This window comes from uncultured Psychroserpens sp. (assembly GCF_947501425.1).
Classification (GTDB): domain Bacteria; phylum Bacteroidota; class Bacteroidia; order Flavobacteriales; family Flavobacteriaceae; genus Psychroserpens.
This window is the reverse complement of the sequence record NZ_CANMVN010000001.1, coordinates 29,419-48,957: the sequence shown is the minus strand read 5'-3', so window position 1 is coordinate 48,957 and position 19,539 is coordinate 29,419. Positions and strand designations below refer to the sequence as shown.

The following is a 19,539-nucleotide window of genomic DNA, read 5'->3' as shown; positions in this document are numbered from 1 at the left end:
AATTAAAGCCATGATAGAAACAAGTAATCTCTCAAAATCATACGGAAGTAAAACCGTTTTAAAAATAGATAGTTTAAGCATTCCAAAAGGACAAAGTTTTGGACTTGTAGGTAATAATGGAGCAGGTAAAACAACTTACTTCAGTTTACTTCTAGATCTCATAAAACCATCTACTGGTCATATAAAGAGCAATGAAATTTTAGTGCATCAAAGTGAAGACTGGAAGCCATTTACATCAGCATTTATTGACGAAAGTTTTTTAATAGGCTATCTAACTCCTGAAGAATACTTCTATTTTATTGGAGAACTACGTGGACAAAATAAAGCCGATGTTGACAATCTGGTTGCTCAATTTGAAGATTTTTTCCACGGTGAAATATTAGGTCAGAAAAAATATTTGAGAGATCTAAGTAAAGGAAATCAAAAAAAGGCTGGAATTGTTGCTGCACTTATCGGTAATCCAGATGTGATTATCTTAGATGAACCGTTTGCAAACTTAGACCCAACTACACAAATACGATTGAAAGGGATTATTAAGAATTTGGCAGAAAAACAAGGCGTTACTGTTCTGGTATCTAGTCATGATTTATTACATGTCACCGATGTGTGTGAGCGTATTGTTGTTTTAGAAAAAGGAGAGATCGTAAAAGATCTTGAAACTAACGAAGCTACACTGAAAGAATTGGAAGCTCATTTTTCAGGCTCTGAGGTAATTTAAGACCTTACTATACGTCTAAAAACCTACCATTTTTGGGCGATAATTCAAAAAGATGTTTATTTTTACAGCATTACATAATATATGTAATCGATTTTAGTTATAGTATTTACAAAAAACTAAACCTTTTGAATACATCTTTTAAAGTCTTTATATCACTCTTTTGCGTTGCAATTTTAATTTCAAGTTGTTCTCGTAAAAAAAACACGTTTATCAATAGAAACTTTCACGCTTTAGGGACAAAATATAACGTGTTATATAACGGCTATATTGCGCTTGAAAAAGGAAGAGCAACGGTTGATGATGCCTCCACAGATAATTATTGGGAATTACTACCCATAGAACGTATGCAAATCTCTGATGAGGTTTTGTTACCTGGTCAAGCAAAAAACCAAGACTTTGAACGTGCTGAAGAAAAAGCGATTAAAGCTGTCCAAAAGCATGGAATGAACATCAAAGGCAAAGAATACAACCCGCAAATTGATGAAGCTTATTTATTATTAGGAGAGGCGCGTTACTTTGATCAGCGCTTTATCCCAGCTTTAGAGGCATTCAATTATATTCTATACAAATATCCTGCTAGTGACAAGATCAATACAGCTAAAGTGTGGAGAGAGAAAACAAATATTCGTCTTGAAAACAATGAGTTGGCTATAAAAAATCTAAAACGCCTTTTAGATCAAGAGCAACTTGAAGATCAGGATTTGGCTGATGCCACATCCATGTTAGCTCAAGCCTATATCAATATTAAAGCTAAAGACAGCGCTTTAACGCAATTGGCCATAGCGGCAGAATTTACAAAGAAAAATAAAGAAAAGGCACGTTTCAATTATATCATCGGACAACTTTACAATGAATTTGGAAAAAAAGATAGTGCCAACATTGCATTTGACCAGGTCATTGATATGCATCGAAAAATTCCTAGACCTTACTATATCAATGCTCACTTGGCAAAATCGTATAATTTTGACATGGACAATGGAGATCAGGTTGAATTCTTAGAGTACCTGACAGATTTAGAAGAAGACAGAGAAAACCGTCCTTTCTTAGATAAAATATACTACCGCATAGCAGAATTTCACAGAGCCAATAAAGGCGATTCACTAGCAATAGCCTATTACAACAAGTCGTTACGTACAAACCTTGGCGATAAAGAATTGATATCCAGAGATTATGTTACACTTGGCGATATGAGTTTTGATAAGGCGGAATACAAAAAAGCAGGTGCTTATTATGATAGTACGATGCAAAACATGAAGCTCAACTCTAAGCCTTATCGCATTGTTAAACGAAAACGTGAAAACTTAGAAGATGTGATTTATTACGAAGATATAGCTCAAGTTAATGATAGCATACTTCGCCTTGTTCACATGGATGACGAAGATAGATTAACTTATTTCAAATCTTACACAGAGGAACTTAAGGCCGAAGCTGAAGCAGAAAAAGAGAGAGCTGAAGCTGAAGAACGTCGAAACTCCAATACTGGACAAAAACAAGCTATTGTTGATAAAACAGGAAAATCTGTCAGAGTAAATCCAGGAGGAAAAGGGGATAATGAAGAACAGCAGTTTTACTTTTATAATCAAACAACGGTATCTTACGGAAAAAATGAATTCGTGAAAGTTTGGGGAAGCCGATCACTCAAGGATAATTGGCGATTGTCAAGTACTACAATAAATTCAGGACCTAAAGCAGGAAGTAATGATCTTGCCGAAACAGCTTCAGACGAAGAGCGTTTTAATCCGGAGTTTTACATGTCTAAAATACCAACAGATCAAAAGGTTATCGATAGTTTAGCTAAAGACCGAAATTATGCCTACTACCAGTTAGGTGTGATTTATAAGGAAAAATTTAAAGAATACGAATTGGCGAAATCTAAACTAGAAACTTTATTACAAAATGATCCTGAAGACCGACTTATATTACCGTCAAAATATAATCTATTCAAGATTTATACAGAGTTAGGACTTACTAGTAAAGCAAATGCCATAAAGGATGAGATTATAAGTGGTTATCCAGATTCTCGATATGCTCAAATCTTGTTAAATCCTAAATCTGAATTTGCGAAAGACGAAAACAGTCCAGAAAGTTTATACGAACAATTATTTAAGAAGTTTGGTGATCAAGAGTATGTAGAAGTCGTCACTAAAGCAGATGAATACATTACCCAGTTTGAAGGTGATCCTTTGGTTCCTAAGTTTGAAATTTTAAAAGCATCTGCTAATGGAAGGCTAAACGGTTTTGAAGCTTATAAAAAAGGAGTTAATTACATTGCACTTACTTACCCTAATTCTGAAGAAGGTAAAAAAGCACAAGAAATCTTAACTTCGGTAATTCCTATTCTCGCAAAAAAAGAATTTGTGAGTAATGACACAGCTAAGCATTTTAATGTGCTGTATCCATTTGACAATATTGAAAAAGACCAGATAGAAGATTTTATAAAAGAATTAGATGAAGCCATTTCAAAAGTAAATTACTTTGATTTATCAACTTCAGTTGATTTTTATGATGCCAACACTACTTTTGTAGTTGTTCATGGATTAACAAGTGCACAAGGAGCTTCTGGATTTGCAGAAATACTGAAAGAAACTAAACATAAAATAGATCGAAACTACCATTCAATTTCTTCGCCAAACTACGAAATTGTTCAACGACATAAAAACTTAAACGAATACCTAGAATCTCAATAAATTTAGACCTATGTTTTCAGAAAAAAAAACAGGACGTATGGCTTCAGAAACAATTTCACAACAAAACACAATTGCTAAAGGCACCGTAATTACAGGTGATATTATTAGCGAGGGTGACTTCAGAATTGAAGGATCAATCCAGGGAAATATTAAAACCCCAGGAAAGGTCGTCATTGGTAAAACAGGAATCATTAACGGAACTTTAAAAAGCGCAAATGCTGACATTGAAGGTAAGTTTTCGGGTAAACTAATGTTATCCGATACCTTATCATTAAAATCATCTGCTCATGTAGAAGGTGAAGTTGAGGTTGGCAAACTAGCAGTAGAACCAGGAGCAACGTTCAATGCAACATGCTTAATGAAAGGTGCAGGATCGCTCAAAGAACTGAAGAATGGACCAGGACAACAAACAACAATCCCACAAAGACCGCAAAGACCAAACCCAGAAAAAGGACAATCCGCTTAAACATCTAGCGATACTTTCCGGAATTGGTATAGAAATGGGAGTGATCATCTATGGTTTTGTAATGTTAGGCAAATGGCTTGACAAAACGTATAACGATGGAGATAAACTGTACATTATCTTTTGTACACTTTTTGGAGTAGCAGTATCACTTTTTGTGGTGGTAAAACAACTTAATCGAATTCACAAATAAATGAGCCCATCTGTACTCAATTTCTCAATTAAATTAATATTTGTTCTCACATTAGCATTCGGAATTCATTTGTTGGCCTTACATTATTTGGAACACCCACTTTTTGAAAATAAAATTGTGATGGCTTATCTTATAAATGGCGTTTTAGCTATACTTATTTATGCGTTTTTATTTAAAATGAAGGATAAGTTGGAGAGACAAATCGGATTTCTATTTATAGGAGGAAGTCTTCTGAAATTTGTTGTCTTTTTCATCCTATTCTACGCGTCCTATAAAGCAGATGGTAACATATCAAGATTAGAGTTCACAGCATTTTTTGTTCCGTATCTTTTGTGTTTAATTATTGAAACTATGAGTTTGGCAAAATGGTTAAATAAATTAGAATAAAATCTGCATTTTGACCAAAGATATTTATGCCTATAAATAAAATTTAAAATAGTTTTTGTTTTTGATATAAAACCCTACCTTTGCAGCGATTTTTAAGCCACTATTATTGAAGTGATATGCATAGAAAAATAACTGTTAAGACAATTACCCTATTAATGCTTCTATTAACCTTTACTGCTTTTGCAAGCGAAGGAGAAGGAAAAGGGGATATGAAAACCGAAATTAAAGAATACATTGAACATCACTTACAGGATTCTCATGACTTTAATTTAATGGCATCTACAGATGAAGAAACAGGTGAAGTTCATCATTACGGATTTCCGTTACCTGTAATTTTAGTAGACGATGGTTTACAAGTATTCATGTCTTCAAAATTTCACCATGGAGAAACTATTGCTGAATCTAACGGGAATTACTACAAGTTATACCACGGGAAAATATACAAAACCGATGCCGAGGGGACATTAACCTATGATCCTGAGCATCCGAAACACCCATCGAATGTTAGACCTTTAGACTTGTCAATCACCAAAAGTGTGGTTATGATGCTTGTAACAGGATTACTGTTGATCTGGTTGTTCCGAAGCCTCGCAAAGAGCTATGCTAAGAATGGGAGTATTCCTAAAGGAATTGGCCGTTTCTTTGAGCCAATTGTTCTTTACATACGTGATGATATTGCTATTGCAAATATTGGAGAAAAGAAATACAAAAGATATATGCCGTTTTTATTAACTGTATTCTTTTTTGTATGGTTTCTAAACATGTTTGGTTTAACACCGCTAGGAGTTAATGTTACAGGTAATATTGCGGTAACAGCGGCATTGGCAGTTATTGTGTTTTTGTTGACAAACTTTACGGGAACAAAAGATTACTGGAAACATATTTTTGATCCATTAGGCGATGGAATGCCTTGGTTCGGAAAAGCGATTATATACATCATTCTTATTCCTATAGAAATCTTAGGATTATTCATTAAACCATTTGCGCTTATGATTCGTTTGTATGCGAATATGACAGCTGGTCACGTAGTATTAATGAGTTTAATTGGTTTGATATTTATTTTCAAGAGTTGGGTTGGAGGTCCATTAAGTTTTGGTCTTTCTTTTGCCATCTCATTAATTGAAGTTTTTGTGGCGCTCTTACAGGCATATATCTTTACAATGTTGTCAGCATTGTATTTTGGATTTGCTTCAGAGGAGCACGACCACGACCACGAGCACGTAGAAGCTCATTAAATTGATTGTTTAATTTTTAAATATATATATTATGACAATTCCAAGTGTAGTAGGTGCAGGTTTAGCCGTAATCGGTGCTGGTATAGGTATCGGTATGATTGGTGGTAAAGCGATGGAAGCTATCGCTCGCCAGCCAGAAGCCTACGGAAAGATTCAAACAGCGATGTTGATTGCAGCAGCGCTTATTGAAGGTATTGGTTTCGCTGCGATTTTCGCGGGATAATCAAAACTATTAAGTGTTTCCCTGTAACGGTTGGTTACAGGGACACGCTTTAGATTAAACAAAAAGTACAATTAAAATAGAGCATTACGCTCAACAGTAATATGGAAAAATTAATAAACGACTTTTCATTCGGACTTTTTATCTGGCAGATTGTATTGTTTTTACTGCTTTTATTACTTCTACGTAAATTTGCTTGGAAGCCAATTCTAAAGGCAGTTGAAGACCGTGAAACTGGAATTAAAACTGCACTTGACTCTGCTGAAAATGCAAAAAGAGAGATGGAGAATCTTCAGGCAGATAACCAAAAGTTATTACAAGATGCGCGTTTAGAACGTGAAGCAATGCTCAAAGAAGCACGTGAATTAAAGAACAAAATGATCGAAGATGCGAAAGATGAAGCTTCTTCTCAAGCTAACAAGATCATTGAACAAGCACAAGCAGCAATTGCTAGTGAAAAACAAGCAGCAATTTCAGATCTAAAAGCTCAGGTAGCTAATTTATCTGTCGAAATAGCAGAGAAAGTTGTAAAAGACGAGCTATCTAATAAAGACAAGCAATTAAAATTAGTGGAGTCTATGCTAGACGACGCTAAATTAAACTAAGATTATGGCAGGAACAAGAGCAGCAATTCGCTATGCGAAAGCAGTTTTAGATCTAGCACAGACTCAAAATACAGCTCCAGCAGTAAATAAGGATATGATGTTAGTCGCTAAATCTATTAGTGATAATCAAGACTTAAATGATATGCTACAAAGCGCTGTTATTAAGTCTAGCGATAAGAAAGAGGCCTTATTAAAAGCATTTCCAGATGCAAATGCAATGTTTTCTGGACTAATGGATGTCCTAGTTAAGAACAGGCGTGTTAATATCTTAGGAGATATTGCTACAAAATATGTTGAGTTATATGAAAAATCTCAAAATATTGAGATTGCAGATGTCACAACAGCAGTACCTCTTACAGATGACTTAAAAAACAAAGTACTTACAAAAGTTAAAGAGCTTACAAGTGCTGATAAGATTGAAATCAATAATACCATTGATGAGAGTATTTTAGGTGGATTCATACTACGTGTTGGTGACATTCAGTACAATGCAAGTATTGCCAACCAATTGAATAAGCTTAAAAGAGAATTTATACAAAACTAAAGCATATGAAATCTATTAGAACAATAGTAGTGATCCTTACTTTTATGTTTGCTTTTAATGCTCAGGCACAAAAAGTAAAAATTAAAAAGGATGTTGCATATGTAGATAAAGTTGAATATTTAAAATTTGATGATTGCGGTACCTTTTCAGCTTCATGCACAGTAATGAACCTCGATGATGAAGACGTAATCATTTTACAATATCATAGTTTTGAAAAGCCTAATCCTGTGGCTAGAAACCCAAAATCAAAAGCACCTTACCAATCAATGGTAACAGAAAGTTATGCTGAATTAAGGTTTTTAGATATTGAGTTAGAGTGTGAGGTTCAACTCACAAAAAAGAAATTAATTAAAGCTTTATATAAATCTAAAGTGTTTAACAAAGACGGTACTGTTAATAAGGAAAACGCTGAAAAGTTTGCTAGAAAATATCACCGCAACGTTTCAGGTAACAGACCAACATTAATAATAACAAATTAAGAATACAGGGAGTCAATCCTTAAAATTAAATAAGCAATAAGATGGCAGAAGTAAAACCAGCTGAAATATCAGCAATCTTAAAACAACAACTTTCAGGTTTTGAAGCAGGAGCTTCATTAGATGAGGTTGGAACAGTATTAACTGCAGGTGATGGAATTGTACGTGCCTACGGATTAGCAAACGCTCAATATGGTGAGCTTGTTGAATTTGATGGCGGATTAGAAGGTATTGTACTAAACCTGGAAGAAGATAATGTAGGTATTGTATTATTAGGTGCCGCAGTTGGAGTAAAAGAAGGATCTACTGTTAAACGTACAGGACGTATCGCATCTGTTAACGTAGGTGAAGGTATTGTTGGACGTGTGGTTGATACTTTAGGTAACCCAATAGATGGTAAAGGACCAATTTCTGGAGAGACTTATGAGATGCCTTTAGAGCGTAAAGCACCAGGTGTAATCTACCGTCAGCCAGTAAGTGAACCATTACAAACAGGTATCAAGTCTATTGATGCAATGATTCCAGTAGGTAGAGGTCAACGTGAGCTGGTGATTGGTGACCGTCAAACAGGTAAAACTACAGTTTGTATCGATACCATCTTAAATCAGAAAGAATTTTACGATGCAGGAAATCCTGTTTATTGTATATATGTTGCTGTAGGTCAAAAAGCATCTACTGTAGCAAATATTGCCAAAGTACTTGAAGAAAAAGGTGCTTTAGCTTACACAACTATCGTAGCTGCAAACGCTTCAGACCCTGCTGCAATGCAAGTATATGCGCCTTTTACAGGAGCATCGATAGGTGAGTATTTTAGAGATACTGGAAGACCAGCTTTAATTATCTATGATGATTTATCTAAGCAAGCTGTTGCCTACCGTGAGGTATCTTTATTATTACGTCGTCCTCCAGGGCGTGAGGCGTATCCTGGTGACGTTTTTTACTTACACTCAAGATTATTAGAGCGTTCTGCAAAAGTTATTAATGATGATGCTATTGCTAAAGAAATGAATGATTTACCAGACTCCCTTAAGCCTATGGTAAAAGGAGGAGGATCTTTAACAGCATTACCTATTATTGAAACTCAGGCAGGTGACGTTTCTGCATATATCCCAACTAACGTGATTTCGATTACTGACGGACAAATATTCCTAGAGTCTGATTTATTTAACTCTGGTGTTCGTCCAGCAATTAACGTAGGTATCTCTGTATCTCGTGTTGGTGGATCGGCTCAAATTAAATCAATGAAGAAAGTTGCAGGTACATTAAAATTAGACCAAGCTCAGTTCCGTGAATTAGAAGCATTTGCGAAATTTGGTTCAGATCTAGATGCCGCCACTTTAAATGTAATTGAAAAAGGTAAACGTAATGTTGAGATCTTAAAACAAGCACAAAACGACCCTTACACAGTGGAAGATCAGGTAGCAATTATTTACGCTGGTTCTAAAAACTTATTAAGAGATGTGCCTGTTGAAAAAGTAAAAGAATTTGAACGTGATTACATAGAGTTCTTAAATGCTAAACACAGAGATGTGTTAGACACTCTTAAATCTGGAAAATTAACTGATGAGGTTATAGACACGTTAACAACTGTTTGCAAAGACCTTTCAGGAAAGTATAGAGCATAATTAACATTCCTGAACTTAATTTTGAGTTCAGGAATATTTTCATATTTTAAATATGGCTAATCTTAAAGAAATACGTAACAGAATATCTTCAGTATCTTCAACGATGCAGATTACTAGTGCCATGAAAATGGTGTCTGCTGCCAAATTGAAGAAAGCTCAAGATGCTATTACTGCTATGCGTCCTTATTCTGATAAGTTGACTGAGCTTTTACAAAGCTTGAGTTCAACTTTAGAAGGAGATTCGGGCAGCAAATTTGCAAACCAACGAGAAGTAAAGACAGTACTATTAGTAGCTATTACTTCAAATAGAGGTCTTGCAGGTGCTTTTAACTCTAACATTATTAAAGAGGTTACTCGTCTTACTAATGAGACCTATGCTAACCAAGATGTATCTTATTTGGCGATTGGTAAAAAAGCTAATGATGCATTTAAGAAGACGAATAATGTTATAGCTAATAAAAGTGATGTTTTTGATGATTTGACCTTTGACAATGTCGCTGAGGTTGCACAAATGTTAATGGATAAATTTGTTGAAGGTGATTTTGATAAAATCGAGATTGTTTATAACAAATTCAAAAATGCAGCAACGCAAATCGTAATGACAGAGCAGTTTTTACCTATCGTTCCTATGGAAGGTGATTCTAATGCGAATATTGACTATATCTTTGAGCCTTCAAAAGAAGAAATCGTTGAGCAGTTAATTCCGAAGTCATTAAAAACACAATTATACAAATCTGTAAGAGATAGTTTTGCTTCTGAACATGGTGCGCGTATGACAGCTATGCATAAAGCAACAGACAACGCTACTGAGTTAAGAGATCAATTGAAATTAACTTACAACAAAGCACGTCAAGCAGCAATTACTAACGAGATTTTAGAGATTGTTGGTGGTGCCGAAGCACTGAATAACTAAACTTAAGTTTTCAAATATATAAAGAGCCCAACTCGCAAGAGTTGGGTTTTTTCGTTTTGTCCTGTAACATTTTTTTGATTTTGTATCTAAAGAGAAAAATCAATACATATTTACATTATGAAAACTTATAAAAATTGGATTATTTTAATAACTATTTCTGTATTTAGCTTTTCGGCTTATACCCAAAACAAAACATTTAGTGTAGAAGTAAAAGGAAGTGGAGATCCCATCCTGTTAATTCCTGGATTTACCTGTACAGGTGAGGTATGGAAAGATGTTGTTGACGAATTATCAAAAACAAATGAATGCCATATTTTTACTCTAGCAGGCTTTGGAGATGTGCCTGCAATTGAAACCCCTTGGCTCTCTACAATTAAATCGGAAATGGTGCATTACATAAACAATAATGATCTTCAAGAAGCCACAATCATTGGTCATAGTTTGGGAGGAACCATCGGATTGTGGTTAGCAGCTGATGAAAATTCAGAATTTAACAAAATTATTGTAGTAGACGCTTTACCTTCCACAGGAGCTTTAATGATTCCTAATTTTGATAGTGCAACCTTAGCATATGACAGCCCATACAATCAAAGATTGTTAGATATGGATGCAGAAAACTTTGAAAAAATGGCTGATCAAATGGCAGCAGGAATGTCTCTAAACAAAGAGAAACATAATCAAATTAAAAGCTGGATTATAAATACAGATCGTAAAACGTATGTCTATGGCTATACAGATTTGCTTAAATTAGATTTAAGGAAAGCCATTGGAGAAATCAAGGTTCCAGTTACTATTCTAGCAGCTACACAGCCTTATGGCGAAGTCATGGTTAAAAAAACATATGAGGAGCAATATAAAAATTTAAAAGACTACACTATTCATTACGCTAAGGAATCGGCTCATTTCATTATGTTTGATCAACCACAATGGCTATTAGAGGCTATAACTAATGAATTACTATAATTAATGAATTTTTCAGAGGAACAGTTTAATCTTATTTATAAGTCTCACTACGCTCGAGTCAATCGTTTATGTTTAGGTTACACACATGGAGATATAATGCTCTCAAAAGATTTGACACAAGACATATTTATTAAAGTATGGCAAAATCTTAGTGCCTTTAAAAATCAATCAAATGTATCAACCTGGATCTATAGAATTGCTGTCAATACGTGCTTGCTTGAATTGAGAAAAAAGAAATCGATAAGATTTTTAGACGTTCAAGATCAGCCGGTAGATTCAGAAGATGATCCAGCGAATAAAGAGGAAAAACTTCATCAACTTTATAAATGCATTGCTCGTTTAGAAACCAGTAATAAAAGTATCATTCTATTAGAGTTGGAGGGCATACCACAAAAAGAGATTGCTGAGATTGTTGGATTATCTCATGAGGCTGTAAGAGTAAGAATTCATAGAATAAAGCAAGAATTAACTAAATGCGTTAAAAAATGACAACATTTGAAGACCTAAAATCCCAATGGGAAGAACAACCACAAGATAGTATACCTGATAACGGCTTTGAAATAATAGCCAAGAAAGTCAATACTCTTAAAACAAAACAAAGAATCGCTAATATCGTTCTGATTTTAACAGTAATTATTCTCATAGGCTTTTTTATATATGTTAAAGCGCATAACGAACTGTTAGTAACCTTTGCATTATTATTAATGATAGGCTCACTATTAACGAGAGTTTTATTTGAGTATTTAAGTATAAAGAAACTAAAACAAATTGATGTAACTAAAAACACCTCTAGCTTTGTTGAAAGCATGAAAGTGTATTATAAGAGCAGAATCAGAACACATTATATTTTAACTCCAATTATAATTATATGCTATAGTTTAGGTTTTATACTATTGTTGCCATATTTCAAAAAGTACTTATCCGAAGGATTCTATAATTACATTGTGTTTTCATCAATAGTTATCTTATTGATTTTAATAGTTTTTATTAGAAAACAAATACTTGCAGAATTAGCAATATTAAAAGGAATTAGATTTAAAGTTTAATCAAATATTTTAATAACGCCTTACTATTGAGTAAGGCTTTTTTTATGGCATTAATTTTGAAATTGTATCTTTATAACGCTAAGAAAACAGAATGAAATTATTGAAACGCACATTGTCTTTATTCGTGATTGTAATTGTTATGGTTAGCTTTTCTCAATGTTCTTCAGCTCAGAAATTACAAAAAAAAGCACCTGTTCAATTTGGTGAGGTGTATTGTCAAAACTGGGTTGCTGGAGTTAAAGGAGGTAGCTCTGGAATAAATTTGTTTATTCCTGTTGAAAATACTTTAGTTGATCTAGATAGCGTATATTTTAGAGGAAAAGTTGCTAAATTGGAGAAGAAATTTAATAATAATCTTCTTTACATTGCTAGTTTTAAAACCGCTCTCAATCAACCAAAAGATATGGTGTTAAGCAGTGATCCTAAAGAAGAATACGGAAATCAATTACCCGAAAACCCTATGCGATTTCCTTTTGAACTGAAGGATGATGAATGTGTGATTAGCTATAAGAAAGATGGCAAGACATTGTACTATAAACTAACTAATATCATACAAAGAGAGTCACTAAACTATCCTGTTGCTCGACCAAATAAAACTTAACCATCATGAAGATCTCAAAATTCAGATTACTTTGCAGCACCCTTATCATATTTATGACCATAGGTTGTTCTAATGCGTATAAACTTCAAAAAAGTGCTCCATTTCAATATTCACGCGCCTACTTTCAATACTGGACGTCAGCAATAAAGATTGGAAGCTCTGGTATAAACTTTCATATTGCTAACTTAACTCCAGATAACAATGTGGTTGTTGATAGTGTTTTCTTTAGAAACCTAAAGGGAAGATTAATTCCGGAAAAAGGCAAGTATGTATCACAATTAGTAAAGCGTAAGCCTATTTCCGAAGGTCATACTTTAATGACCATAGCAGAGTTCCCGTTCAAAATAACCAATAGAGAATGTGTGGTTAGTTACAGGGAAAATGGAGAAACCAAATACTTTAAAATATCGAATTTAGTTGAAAACGAAGGTGTATATTACGAAAATGGTCCACCAAATAAGCAATAACATAGCTTTGTTAGCGTTTGCTAAAAACGTATTTTTAGCAGCATAAAACACCACTTTTGAGCGTACTTAAAACTTTTTTCAAAGACACCATTATTTATGGATTGGCAATTGTGCTGCCTAGGCTCATTAACTTTTTATTAGTACGATTACACACTGATGTACTGCCAAATGAGGGCTATTCTGAAAACACAGAGTTTTACGTAGTTGCAGCATTTTTTAATGTCATTCTTACCTACGGAATGGAGACGTCTTTTTTTAGATTTTTCAGTAAGAATAAAGATAAAAACGCGGTTTTGTCTACAGCAATAGTGACTATTGTTTTAAGCACATTGGTTTTTGGTACCATACTGCTTTTGTTTAGAACTCCAATTTCAGAAGCCTTACGAATTAACACAGAGTTCTATACCTTGCTTGTAGGAATTACACTTATTGATACCTTAATTGTTATTCCGTTTGCCTATTTGAGAGTTACAGGAAGACCAATAAGGTTTGCCTTTATCAAGTTAATCAATGTACTTATTATTGTAGCGCTAAACGTCCTTCTGTTATCTAAAACTTATGGATTAGATAGTTTAAGACAAGTGTTTCATGTAGAAAATAATGTAGAGTATATCTTTATTGCTAATCTTATAGCAAGTGTCGTTGTTCTCCTGTTGGTTTCACCTTATTTTTTTAAATCGGAACTTCAGTTTGACACTAAAATCTTAAAACAATTACTTACTTATGGCTGGCCTATTATGGTTGCAGGCCTGGCATTTGTAATTAATGAAAATTTAGACAAATGGCTACTTCCAGATATGGAGGGAGAATTTATAAACGGAGCGTATAGCGCATGTTATAAATTAGCTGTGTTTATGACGCTTTTTATTCAGGCGTTTCGAATGGGAGCAGAACCATTCTTTTTTAATCATTCAGATAAAGAGAATGCAAAAGAAACCTATGCCACTATTCTTAAATATTTCACGATTGTAGGTGCTTTAGGACTCATGATTGTTGTGGTTTATATCGATGTGTTGAGACCAATTTTTATAAAGAAAGAAAGCTATTTACTAGCATTAGATATTGTGCCTATTGTATTATTAGCTAACCTTTGCTTAGGGATTTATCACAATCTGTCTATCTGGTACAAGCTAACTGATCGCACAAGGTTTGGGATGTATATTTCAATTATTGGAGCTGCTATTACTATAGCGATCAACCTCATTTTTATTCCTAGAATAGGTTTTATGGCTTCCGCTTATGCAACACTAATGGCATATGGGTTAATGATGCTTATTTCCTATGCAATTGGGCGAAAATTCTATCCAGTACCTTATAACGTGCCTCGAATAGCACTATACTTGCTCCTTAGTGCTGGACTAAGTTTTGTAACTTATTATCAATTTGATAGAGATATTTTAATAGGAACTGTATTTTTGTTATTCTTTATAGCTGTAATCACTTTTTTAGAGCGAAAAGAATTGAAATTATTACTGAAAAGAAGTTAGATTTTTTAATCTAAAATTGTAAAAATCATGCAAATTAAAATTATAAATAAATCATCTCATCCATTACCTCATTATGAAACAATTGCTTCAGCAGGAATGGATTTAAGAGCTAATTTATCTGAATCAAGAACTCTCAAACCTTTAGAACGAAGTATAGTAGGAACAGGTTTGTTTATAGAATTACCAGTGGGATTTGAGGCTCAGGTAAGACCAAGAAGCGGCTTGGCAGCAAAAAAAGGCATTACTGTGCTCAATGCTCCAGGAACAATTGATGCAGATTATAGAGGTGAAATAGGCGTTATTCTTGTTAATCTTTCAAATGAAGATTTTGTAATTAATAACGGAGAACGCATTGCTCAGTTGGTCATTGCAAAGCATGAACGTGCAGAATGGAACGAAGTTGAATTATTATCTGACACCTCTCGTGGCGAAGGTGGTTTTGGAAGTACAGGAGTAAAATAAAAAACGAATTAACATAAAGAATGAAAATAATAGTACCAATGGCAGGACGTGGTTCTCGATTAAGACCACATAGCTTAACTGTTCCGAAACCGTTAATTCCAGTTGCAGGACAACCTATAGTGCATCGTTTAGTAAAGGATATTGCAAAAGTATTAAAACAACCTATTGATGAAATAGCATTTGTACTTGGTGATCCAGCTTGGTTTGGAGATGATGTTGTGAATAGTTTAAAGGATTTAGCTACTAGTTTGGGAGCTAAACCATCTATTTATCGCCAAGATCAACCTCTAGGGACAGGTCATGCTATTATGTGTGCAAAACCATCATTATCTGGTCCTGCTGTAGTAGCTTATGCAGATACCTTGATTCGTGCCGAATTTGATCTTGATCCAACTGCCGATAGTGTGATCTGGACTAAAAAAGTGGATAACCCAGAAGCTTACGGTGTAGTTAAGCTCAATACAAATGATGATATTGTAGAATTGGTTGAAAAACCAGAAACATTTGTTAGTAATCAGGCTGTTATCGGAATTTATTATTTTAAAGATGTAGCTGTTTTAAAAGATAAATTACAAGAAGTTCTTGATGAGAACGTTATGAATGGTGGAGAATACCAAATCAACGATGGTATTAAGCGTATGATGGTAGAAGGAAAGGTGTTTAAAACAGGTACTGTTGACGAATGGATGGACTGTGGAAATAAAAACGTCACATTAGAAACTAATGCAAAGATGTTAGGATTCTTGAAAGCTGATGGAGAAGAGAAAATGATTTCAGATTCTGTTCAAAGTATAAACTCAACAGTCATTGAACCTTGTTTTATTGGTGAAAATGTTGTCTTACAAAATTCAACTATAGGACCAAATGTTTCTATTGGGAATAATTGTGTAATTGATAACTCTAGCGTTAAAAATAGCTTAATTCAAACCTATACTAATATTAAAAATGCTAATTTAGACCAAGCCATGATTGGTAATCACGTAAAGTATAATGGCAACTTTAAGGCTATTAGCATTGGTGATTACTCAGCTTTGGAATAATTGTTGACACAGTAATTGTGGAGGCGACCCATTTTATAAAATGAAAACTAAACTATATATCTTACTGCTTATCTTCGGAATACTCATCTTTCCGAAGCATCTTCACGCGCAAGTTGATTTCAATAAGCGTCCAGATGATGATTTAGGAAATGTAGAAGATCAATTTCAGGAATACTTCTTTGAAGCCTTGAAGCAGAAAGGTATTGAAAACTATCAGAAATCTGCAGATGCCTTTTTAAAATGCATAGAGATCAATGATAGTGACCCTGTTCTATATTTCGAATTAGGAAAGAACTATAAAGCACTAAAAAACTATGGTGCTGCAGAAGACGCTCTTAAAAAAGCGGTATCAAAGTCGCCAGAGAACGAATGGTTTCTTGACGAACTCTACGATGTTTATATTCAGCAAGGTGAAATGAACAAAGCCTTAAAAACCGTAAAGCAGTTGGTCAAGTTTCATCCAGATTACAAACAAGATTTAGCCTCACTGTACATCGAACTTAAAAAATACAAAGATGCGTTGAAGTTGTTGGATGAGATGGATGAACAGTTAGGGTATAGTCAAGATCGAGACTATATGAGAAATCAGATCTATAATATTACAGGGAATGATGACGATCGTATTGAAAACCTAGAAGAACGCGTAAAAAACAATCCTGAAGACGAATCGTCTTATCTTAGACTCATCTACAGATACAGTGAAACAGGAGCAACTAAAAAAGCCTTTGATACAGCAAAACGTTTGCAACGTATTAACCCAGAATCGCAATTAGTTCACTTGGCATTGTATAAATTTTATTTAGACGAAGGTGATACTACCAATGCGATTAACTCAGTAAAGGTTGTGTTAACTAGTTCTTTAATCAAACCTGACGCGAAAGCAAAAGTGCTAAACGATTTTGTAAAGTTTGTAGCTAAGAATCCAGAATACGAATCCACTTTAGTTGAACTTACCTCATTAGTTAGTGAAGATAAAAGTGTAAAAACACTTTTAGAACTTGGTGCGTATTATCTAAAGTCTGATGACAAAGAAAAAGCATTAAATTATTACGAGGAAGCTTTAAAACAAGAACCTAACGAGTTCAAGATCATTAGAGATGTACTGTTGCTACAGATTGATTTAAATAAAGATGCTCAAGCCGCAAAACAAAGTATGGAAGCGCTTGAAGTATTTCCTGCTCAAGCTATTTTATATCTTATAAATGGTGTTGCAAATAATAAAATTAAACAACCTGAAAAGGCCATTGAAAGCTTGGAAATGGGATTAGATTATGTTGTAGATAATCCTAAAATGGAAGCAGATTTTTACAAACAATTGAGTGAAGCTTACAAGCAGGTTAATAATATTAGTCAATCTGAAACGTTTGCTAAAAAGGCTGCGGCTTTATTGAAAGATCAATAGGATATGAGGATTATAAAAATCAGTTTAATTTTTGCATTTGTCATTTTGGGTATTTCCTGTAAATCTGCACGAAGTGTAGTGGCTTCAGGGAAAGTAGATTCAAGATTATCTTCAAAGCAATTGATCAAGGAGAACGGAAAGCGAGATGCCAAGTTTAAGACACTTCAGGCGAAAGTGAAAATAGATATCATTCAGGATCTTAAAGAATCCTCTTATACTGTGAATCTAAGAATGGAGAAAGATAAAACGATTTGGATTAGCGCTACATTAGGATTAGCTCGAGCTATGATCACTCCAGATAAAGTAAGGTTTTACGATAAAATCAATAATCAATATTTTGACGGTGACTATCAGTTGCTAAGTAATTTGCTAGGTGTCGAATTAAATTATAATAAGGTTCAGAGTTTATTAATAGGAGAGCCGCTTTATGAGCTCAAGGATAGTAATTATGAGATTTCTACCAACGAAGCCTCCTATATTCTTCAGCCTAAAAATCAAAGTGCATTACTAGAGTTATTCTTATTGTTTAATCCATCGCATTTTAAAATGGATTCGCAACAATTACTTCAACCTCTTAAAAAACGGTTTTTACAAATTGACTACACTGGATATCAAGAAGTAGATAAAGAAATTTTACCTCAAAACATCAAGATTATTGCTGTGGAAAATAGCGAAGAGCTTAATGTGTCTTTAGAATATAAATCGGTTTCAGTAAATGAAGACGTAAGGTTTCCTTTTAGAATCCCTTCAGGTTTTGATGAAATAATTTTAGATGATGCTAAATAGAGCCACCTACATCCTTTTTCTTTTTCTAATTCTGAATAGTGTTTCAGCACATGCACAGAGCCCAAAACAAAAGGCACTAGAGGCGAAACGTCAGAAATATGCAAAGGAGTTAAAACAATTAAATGCCTTATTATTTTCAAATAAAAAAGAGGAAAAATCTGCCATCTCATTAGTTGAAGATCTAACTTATAAAGTTAGTGTTAGACGAAATCTAATCAAAGTTACTAATGACCAAGCTAATCTGTTAACGAGAGAGATTAATGCCAATCAAAATGAAATATCCAGCTTAAGAGATCAATTGACCACACTAAAAAAGGAGTACTCTGAGATGATAGTGAAGTCATACAAAAGTAAATCGGAACAAAGCAGAGTTATGTTTCTTTTATCTTCAGATGATTTTAAACAAGCCTACAAGCGACTTCAGTATATTAAGCAATATGCAGATTATCAAAAAGAACAAGGCGAACTTATTAAAGCTAAAACGCAAAAACTTCAGGAATTAAATACCGAGTTACTTCGTCAAAAAAAGGATAAAGATAAACTCATTGCTGAAAATAGGTTAGCAAAAAAAGAACTCGAAAAAGAACTTAGAGAGCAAGAGAAACTCATTGCCTCAATTAGAAAAAGCGGAAATACGTATGCCTCTAAAATAAAAAAGAAACAGCAGGAGATTGATGCTATTGATAGAGAGATCAACCGATTAATTAGAGAGGCAATTGCAGAGTCAAATAAAAAAGCAGGAAAATCAACTAAATCAAAAGGGTTTGCTTTAACGCCAGAAGCTAAACTTATTGCTAAGAACTTTGTATCCAATAAAGGTAATTTGCCTTGGCCAGTTGAAAAAGGCGTAGTGAAAGTGCGTTATGGTACCCAAAAATCACCTATTGACCCTACATTAGAAATTAAAAGCAATGGAGTAAGAATTGCAACGGAGAAGAATGCTAAAGTAAGAGCTGTTTTCAAAGGAGAGGTCTTAGCAGTTACTGGACAAAAATATTCTAATCCAACAGTTCTAATCCAGCATGGTAATTATATTACAGCTTACAGAAACCTGTCTACTGTGTATGTTAAAAAAGGGGATAAGATTACAGCAAAACAAGTAATTGGCGAAGTCTTTACTAACCGACAAGGCGAGACGATGTTAGGATTTGGAATTTTTAAGGATTCTAAACCACAGAATCCAGCGAGTTGGATTTACAAAATGTGATAGCATTTTGAA

General features: G+C 34.1%; 23 protein-coding genes. All 23 read left to right on the top strand.

Going from position 1 to position 19,539, the window contains the following annotated elements; genetic code table 11:
• Positions 1-10 precede the first annotated feature (10 nt).
• The 23 genes from Q0951_RS00220 (at position 11) to Q0951_RS00110 (ending at position 19,527) form a co-directional block, all read left to right on the top strand.
• Positions 11-718, top strand: coding sequence for an ABC transporter ATP-binding protein (locus Q0951_RS00220; protein WP_299332698.1), 708 nt, complete (start codon positions 11-13; stop codon positions 716-718).
• A gap of 125 nt (positions 719-843) precedes the next feature.
• Positions 844-3,405, top strand: coding sequence for a tetratricopeptide repeat protein (locus Q0951_RS00215; RefSeq protein ID WP_299332695.1), 2,562 nt, complete (start codon positions 844-846; stop codon positions 3,403-3,405).
• Positions 3,406-3,415: 10 nt separating this feature from the next.
• Entirely contained in the window at positions 3,416-3,871 is a 456-nt protein-coding gene (locus Q0951_RS00210; protein ID WP_299332693.1) for a polymer-forming cytoskeletal protein, read from the top strand.
• Complete coding sequence (locus tag Q0951_RS00205; RefSeq protein WP_299332691.1) at positions 3,798-4,061, top strand: AtpZ/AtpI family protein; 264 nt, start codon at positions 3,798-3,800, stop codon at positions 4,059-4,061. Before Q0951_RS00210 ends, Q0951_RS00205 begins: the two co-directional genes overlap by 74 nt.
• Positions 4,062-4,448, top strand: coding sequence for a DUF6168 family protein (locus Q0951_RS00200; protein WP_299332689.1), 387 nt, complete (start codon positions 4,062-4,064; stop codon positions 4,446-4,448). It begins immediately after the preceding gene.
• A gap of 155 nt (positions 4,449-4,603) precedes the next feature.
• Positions 4,604-5,683 (top strand): F0F1 ATP synthase subunit A, encoded by a 1,080-nt coding sequence (gene atpB, locus Q0951_RS00195; protein WP_299332688.1) that lies wholly within the window; start codon positions 4,604-4,606, stop codon positions 5,681-5,683.
• Positions 5,684-5,714: 31 nt separating this feature from the next.
• On the top strand, positions 5,715-5,906 hold the full coding sequence (gene atpE / locus Q0951_RS00190; protein ID WP_299332686.1) for an ATP synthase F0 subunit C: 192 nt from the start codon (positions 5,715-5,717) through the stop codon (positions 5,904-5,906).
• Between the two features lie 101 nt (positions 5,907-6,007).
• Positions 6,008-6,508, top strand: a complete 501-nt coding sequence (locus Q0951_RS00185) for a F0F1 ATP synthase subunit B (protein ID WP_299332684.1) — start codon at positions 6,008-6,010, stop codon at positions 6,506-6,508.
• Between the two features lie 4 nt (positions 6,509-6,512).
• Positions 6,513-7,052 (top strand): ATP synthase F1 subunit delta, encoded by a 540-nt coding sequence (gene atpH, locus Q0951_RS00180; RefSeq protein ID WP_299332681.1) that lies wholly within the window; start codon positions 6,513-6,515, stop codon positions 7,050-7,052.
• Between the two features lie 5 nt (positions 7,053-7,057).
• Positions 7,058-7,531, top strand: a complete 474-nt coding sequence (locus tag Q0951_RS00175) for a hypothetical protein (protein ID WP_299332679.1) — start codon at positions 7,058-7,060, stop codon at positions 7,529-7,531.
• 41 nt (positions 7,532-7,572) lie between these two features.
• Positions 7,573-9,153, top strand: a complete 1,581-nt coding sequence (gene atpA / locus Q0951_RS00170) for a F0F1 ATP synthase subunit alpha (protein WP_299332676.1) — start codon at positions 7,573-7,575, stop codon at positions 9,151-9,153.
• Between the two features lie 52 nt (positions 9,154-9,205).
• On the top strand, positions 9,206-10,066 hold the full coding sequence (atpG, locus tag Q0951_RS00165; RefSeq protein ID WP_299332674.1) for an ATP synthase F1 subunit gamma: 861 nt from the start codon (positions 9,206-9,208) through the stop codon (positions 10,064-10,066).
• A gap of 117 nt (positions 10,067-10,183) precedes the next feature.
• Positions 10,184-11,029, top strand: a complete 846-nt coding sequence (locus Q0951_RS00160) for an alpha/beta hydrolase (RefSeq protein WP_299332671.1) — start codon at positions 10,184-10,186, stop codon at positions 11,027-11,029.
• Positions 11,030-11,032: 3 nt separating this feature from the next.
• Positions 11,033-11,518: an RNA polymerase sigma factor gene (locus tag Q0951_RS00155; protein ID WP_299332669.1), complete on the top strand. Its 486-nt coding sequence runs from the start codon at positions 11,033-11,035 to the stop codon at positions 11,516-11,518.
• A complete protein-coding gene (locus Q0951_RS00150) occupies positions 11,515-12,075 on the top strand; it encodes a hypothetical protein (protein ID WP_299332666.1) in 561 nt (186 codons plus the stop codon). Before Q0951_RS00155 ends, Q0951_RS00150 begins: the two co-directional genes overlap by 4 nt.
• Before the next feature lie 91 nt (positions 12,076-12,166).
• Entirely contained in the window at positions 12,167-12,676 is a 510-nt protein-coding gene (locus Q0951_RS00145) for a hypothetical protein (RefSeq protein WP_299332664.1), read from the top strand.
• A 5-nt stretch (positions 12,677-12,681) separates the two neighbouring features.
• A complete protein-coding gene (locus Q0951_RS00140; RefSeq protein WP_299332661.1) occupies positions 12,682-13,143 on the top strand; it encodes a hypothetical protein in 462 nt (153 codons plus the stop codon).
• A 56-nt stretch (positions 13,144-13,199) separates the two neighbouring features.
• Entirely contained in the window at positions 13,200-14,630 is a 1,431-nt protein-coding gene (locus Q0951_RS00135; protein WP_299332659.1) for an oligosaccharide flippase family protein, read from the top strand.
• 27 nt (positions 14,631-14,657) lie between these two features.
• The gene (gene dut / locus Q0951_RS00130) at positions 14,658-15,092 is read left to right on the top strand and encodes a dUTP diphosphatase (RefSeq protein WP_299332657.1); all 435 of its coding nucleotides are present in this window, start codon (positions 14,658-14,660) and stop codon (positions 15,090-15,092) included.
• Between the two features lie 20 nt (positions 15,093-15,112).
• The gene (locus Q0951_RS00125; protein ID WP_299332655.1) at positions 15,113-16,132 is read left to right on the top strand and encodes a sugar phosphate nucleotidyltransferase; all 1,020 of its coding nucleotides are present in this window, start codon (positions 15,113-15,115) and stop codon (positions 16,130-16,132) included.
• 40 nt (positions 16,133-16,172) lie between these two features.
• Positions 16,173-17,534, top strand: coding sequence for a tetratricopeptide repeat protein (locus Q0951_RS00120; protein ID WP_299332653.1), 1,362 nt, complete (start codon positions 16,173-16,175; stop codon positions 17,532-17,534).
• 3 nt (positions 17,535-17,537) lie between these two features.
• Positions 17,538-18,320 (top strand): DUF4292 domain-containing protein, encoded by a 783-nt coding sequence (locus tag Q0951_RS00115; protein ID WP_299332651.1) that lies wholly within the window; start codon positions 17,538-17,540, stop codon positions 18,318-18,320.
• The gene (locus Q0951_RS00110) at positions 18,307-19,527 is read left to right on the top strand and encodes a peptidoglycan DD-metalloendopeptidase family protein (RefSeq protein WP_299332648.1); all 1,221 of its coding nucleotides are present in this window, start codon (positions 18,307-18,309) and stop codon (positions 19,525-19,527) included. Before Q0951_RS00115 ends, Q0951_RS00110 begins: the two co-directional genes overlap by 14 nt.
• Positions 19,528-19,539 lie beyond the last annotated feature (12 nt).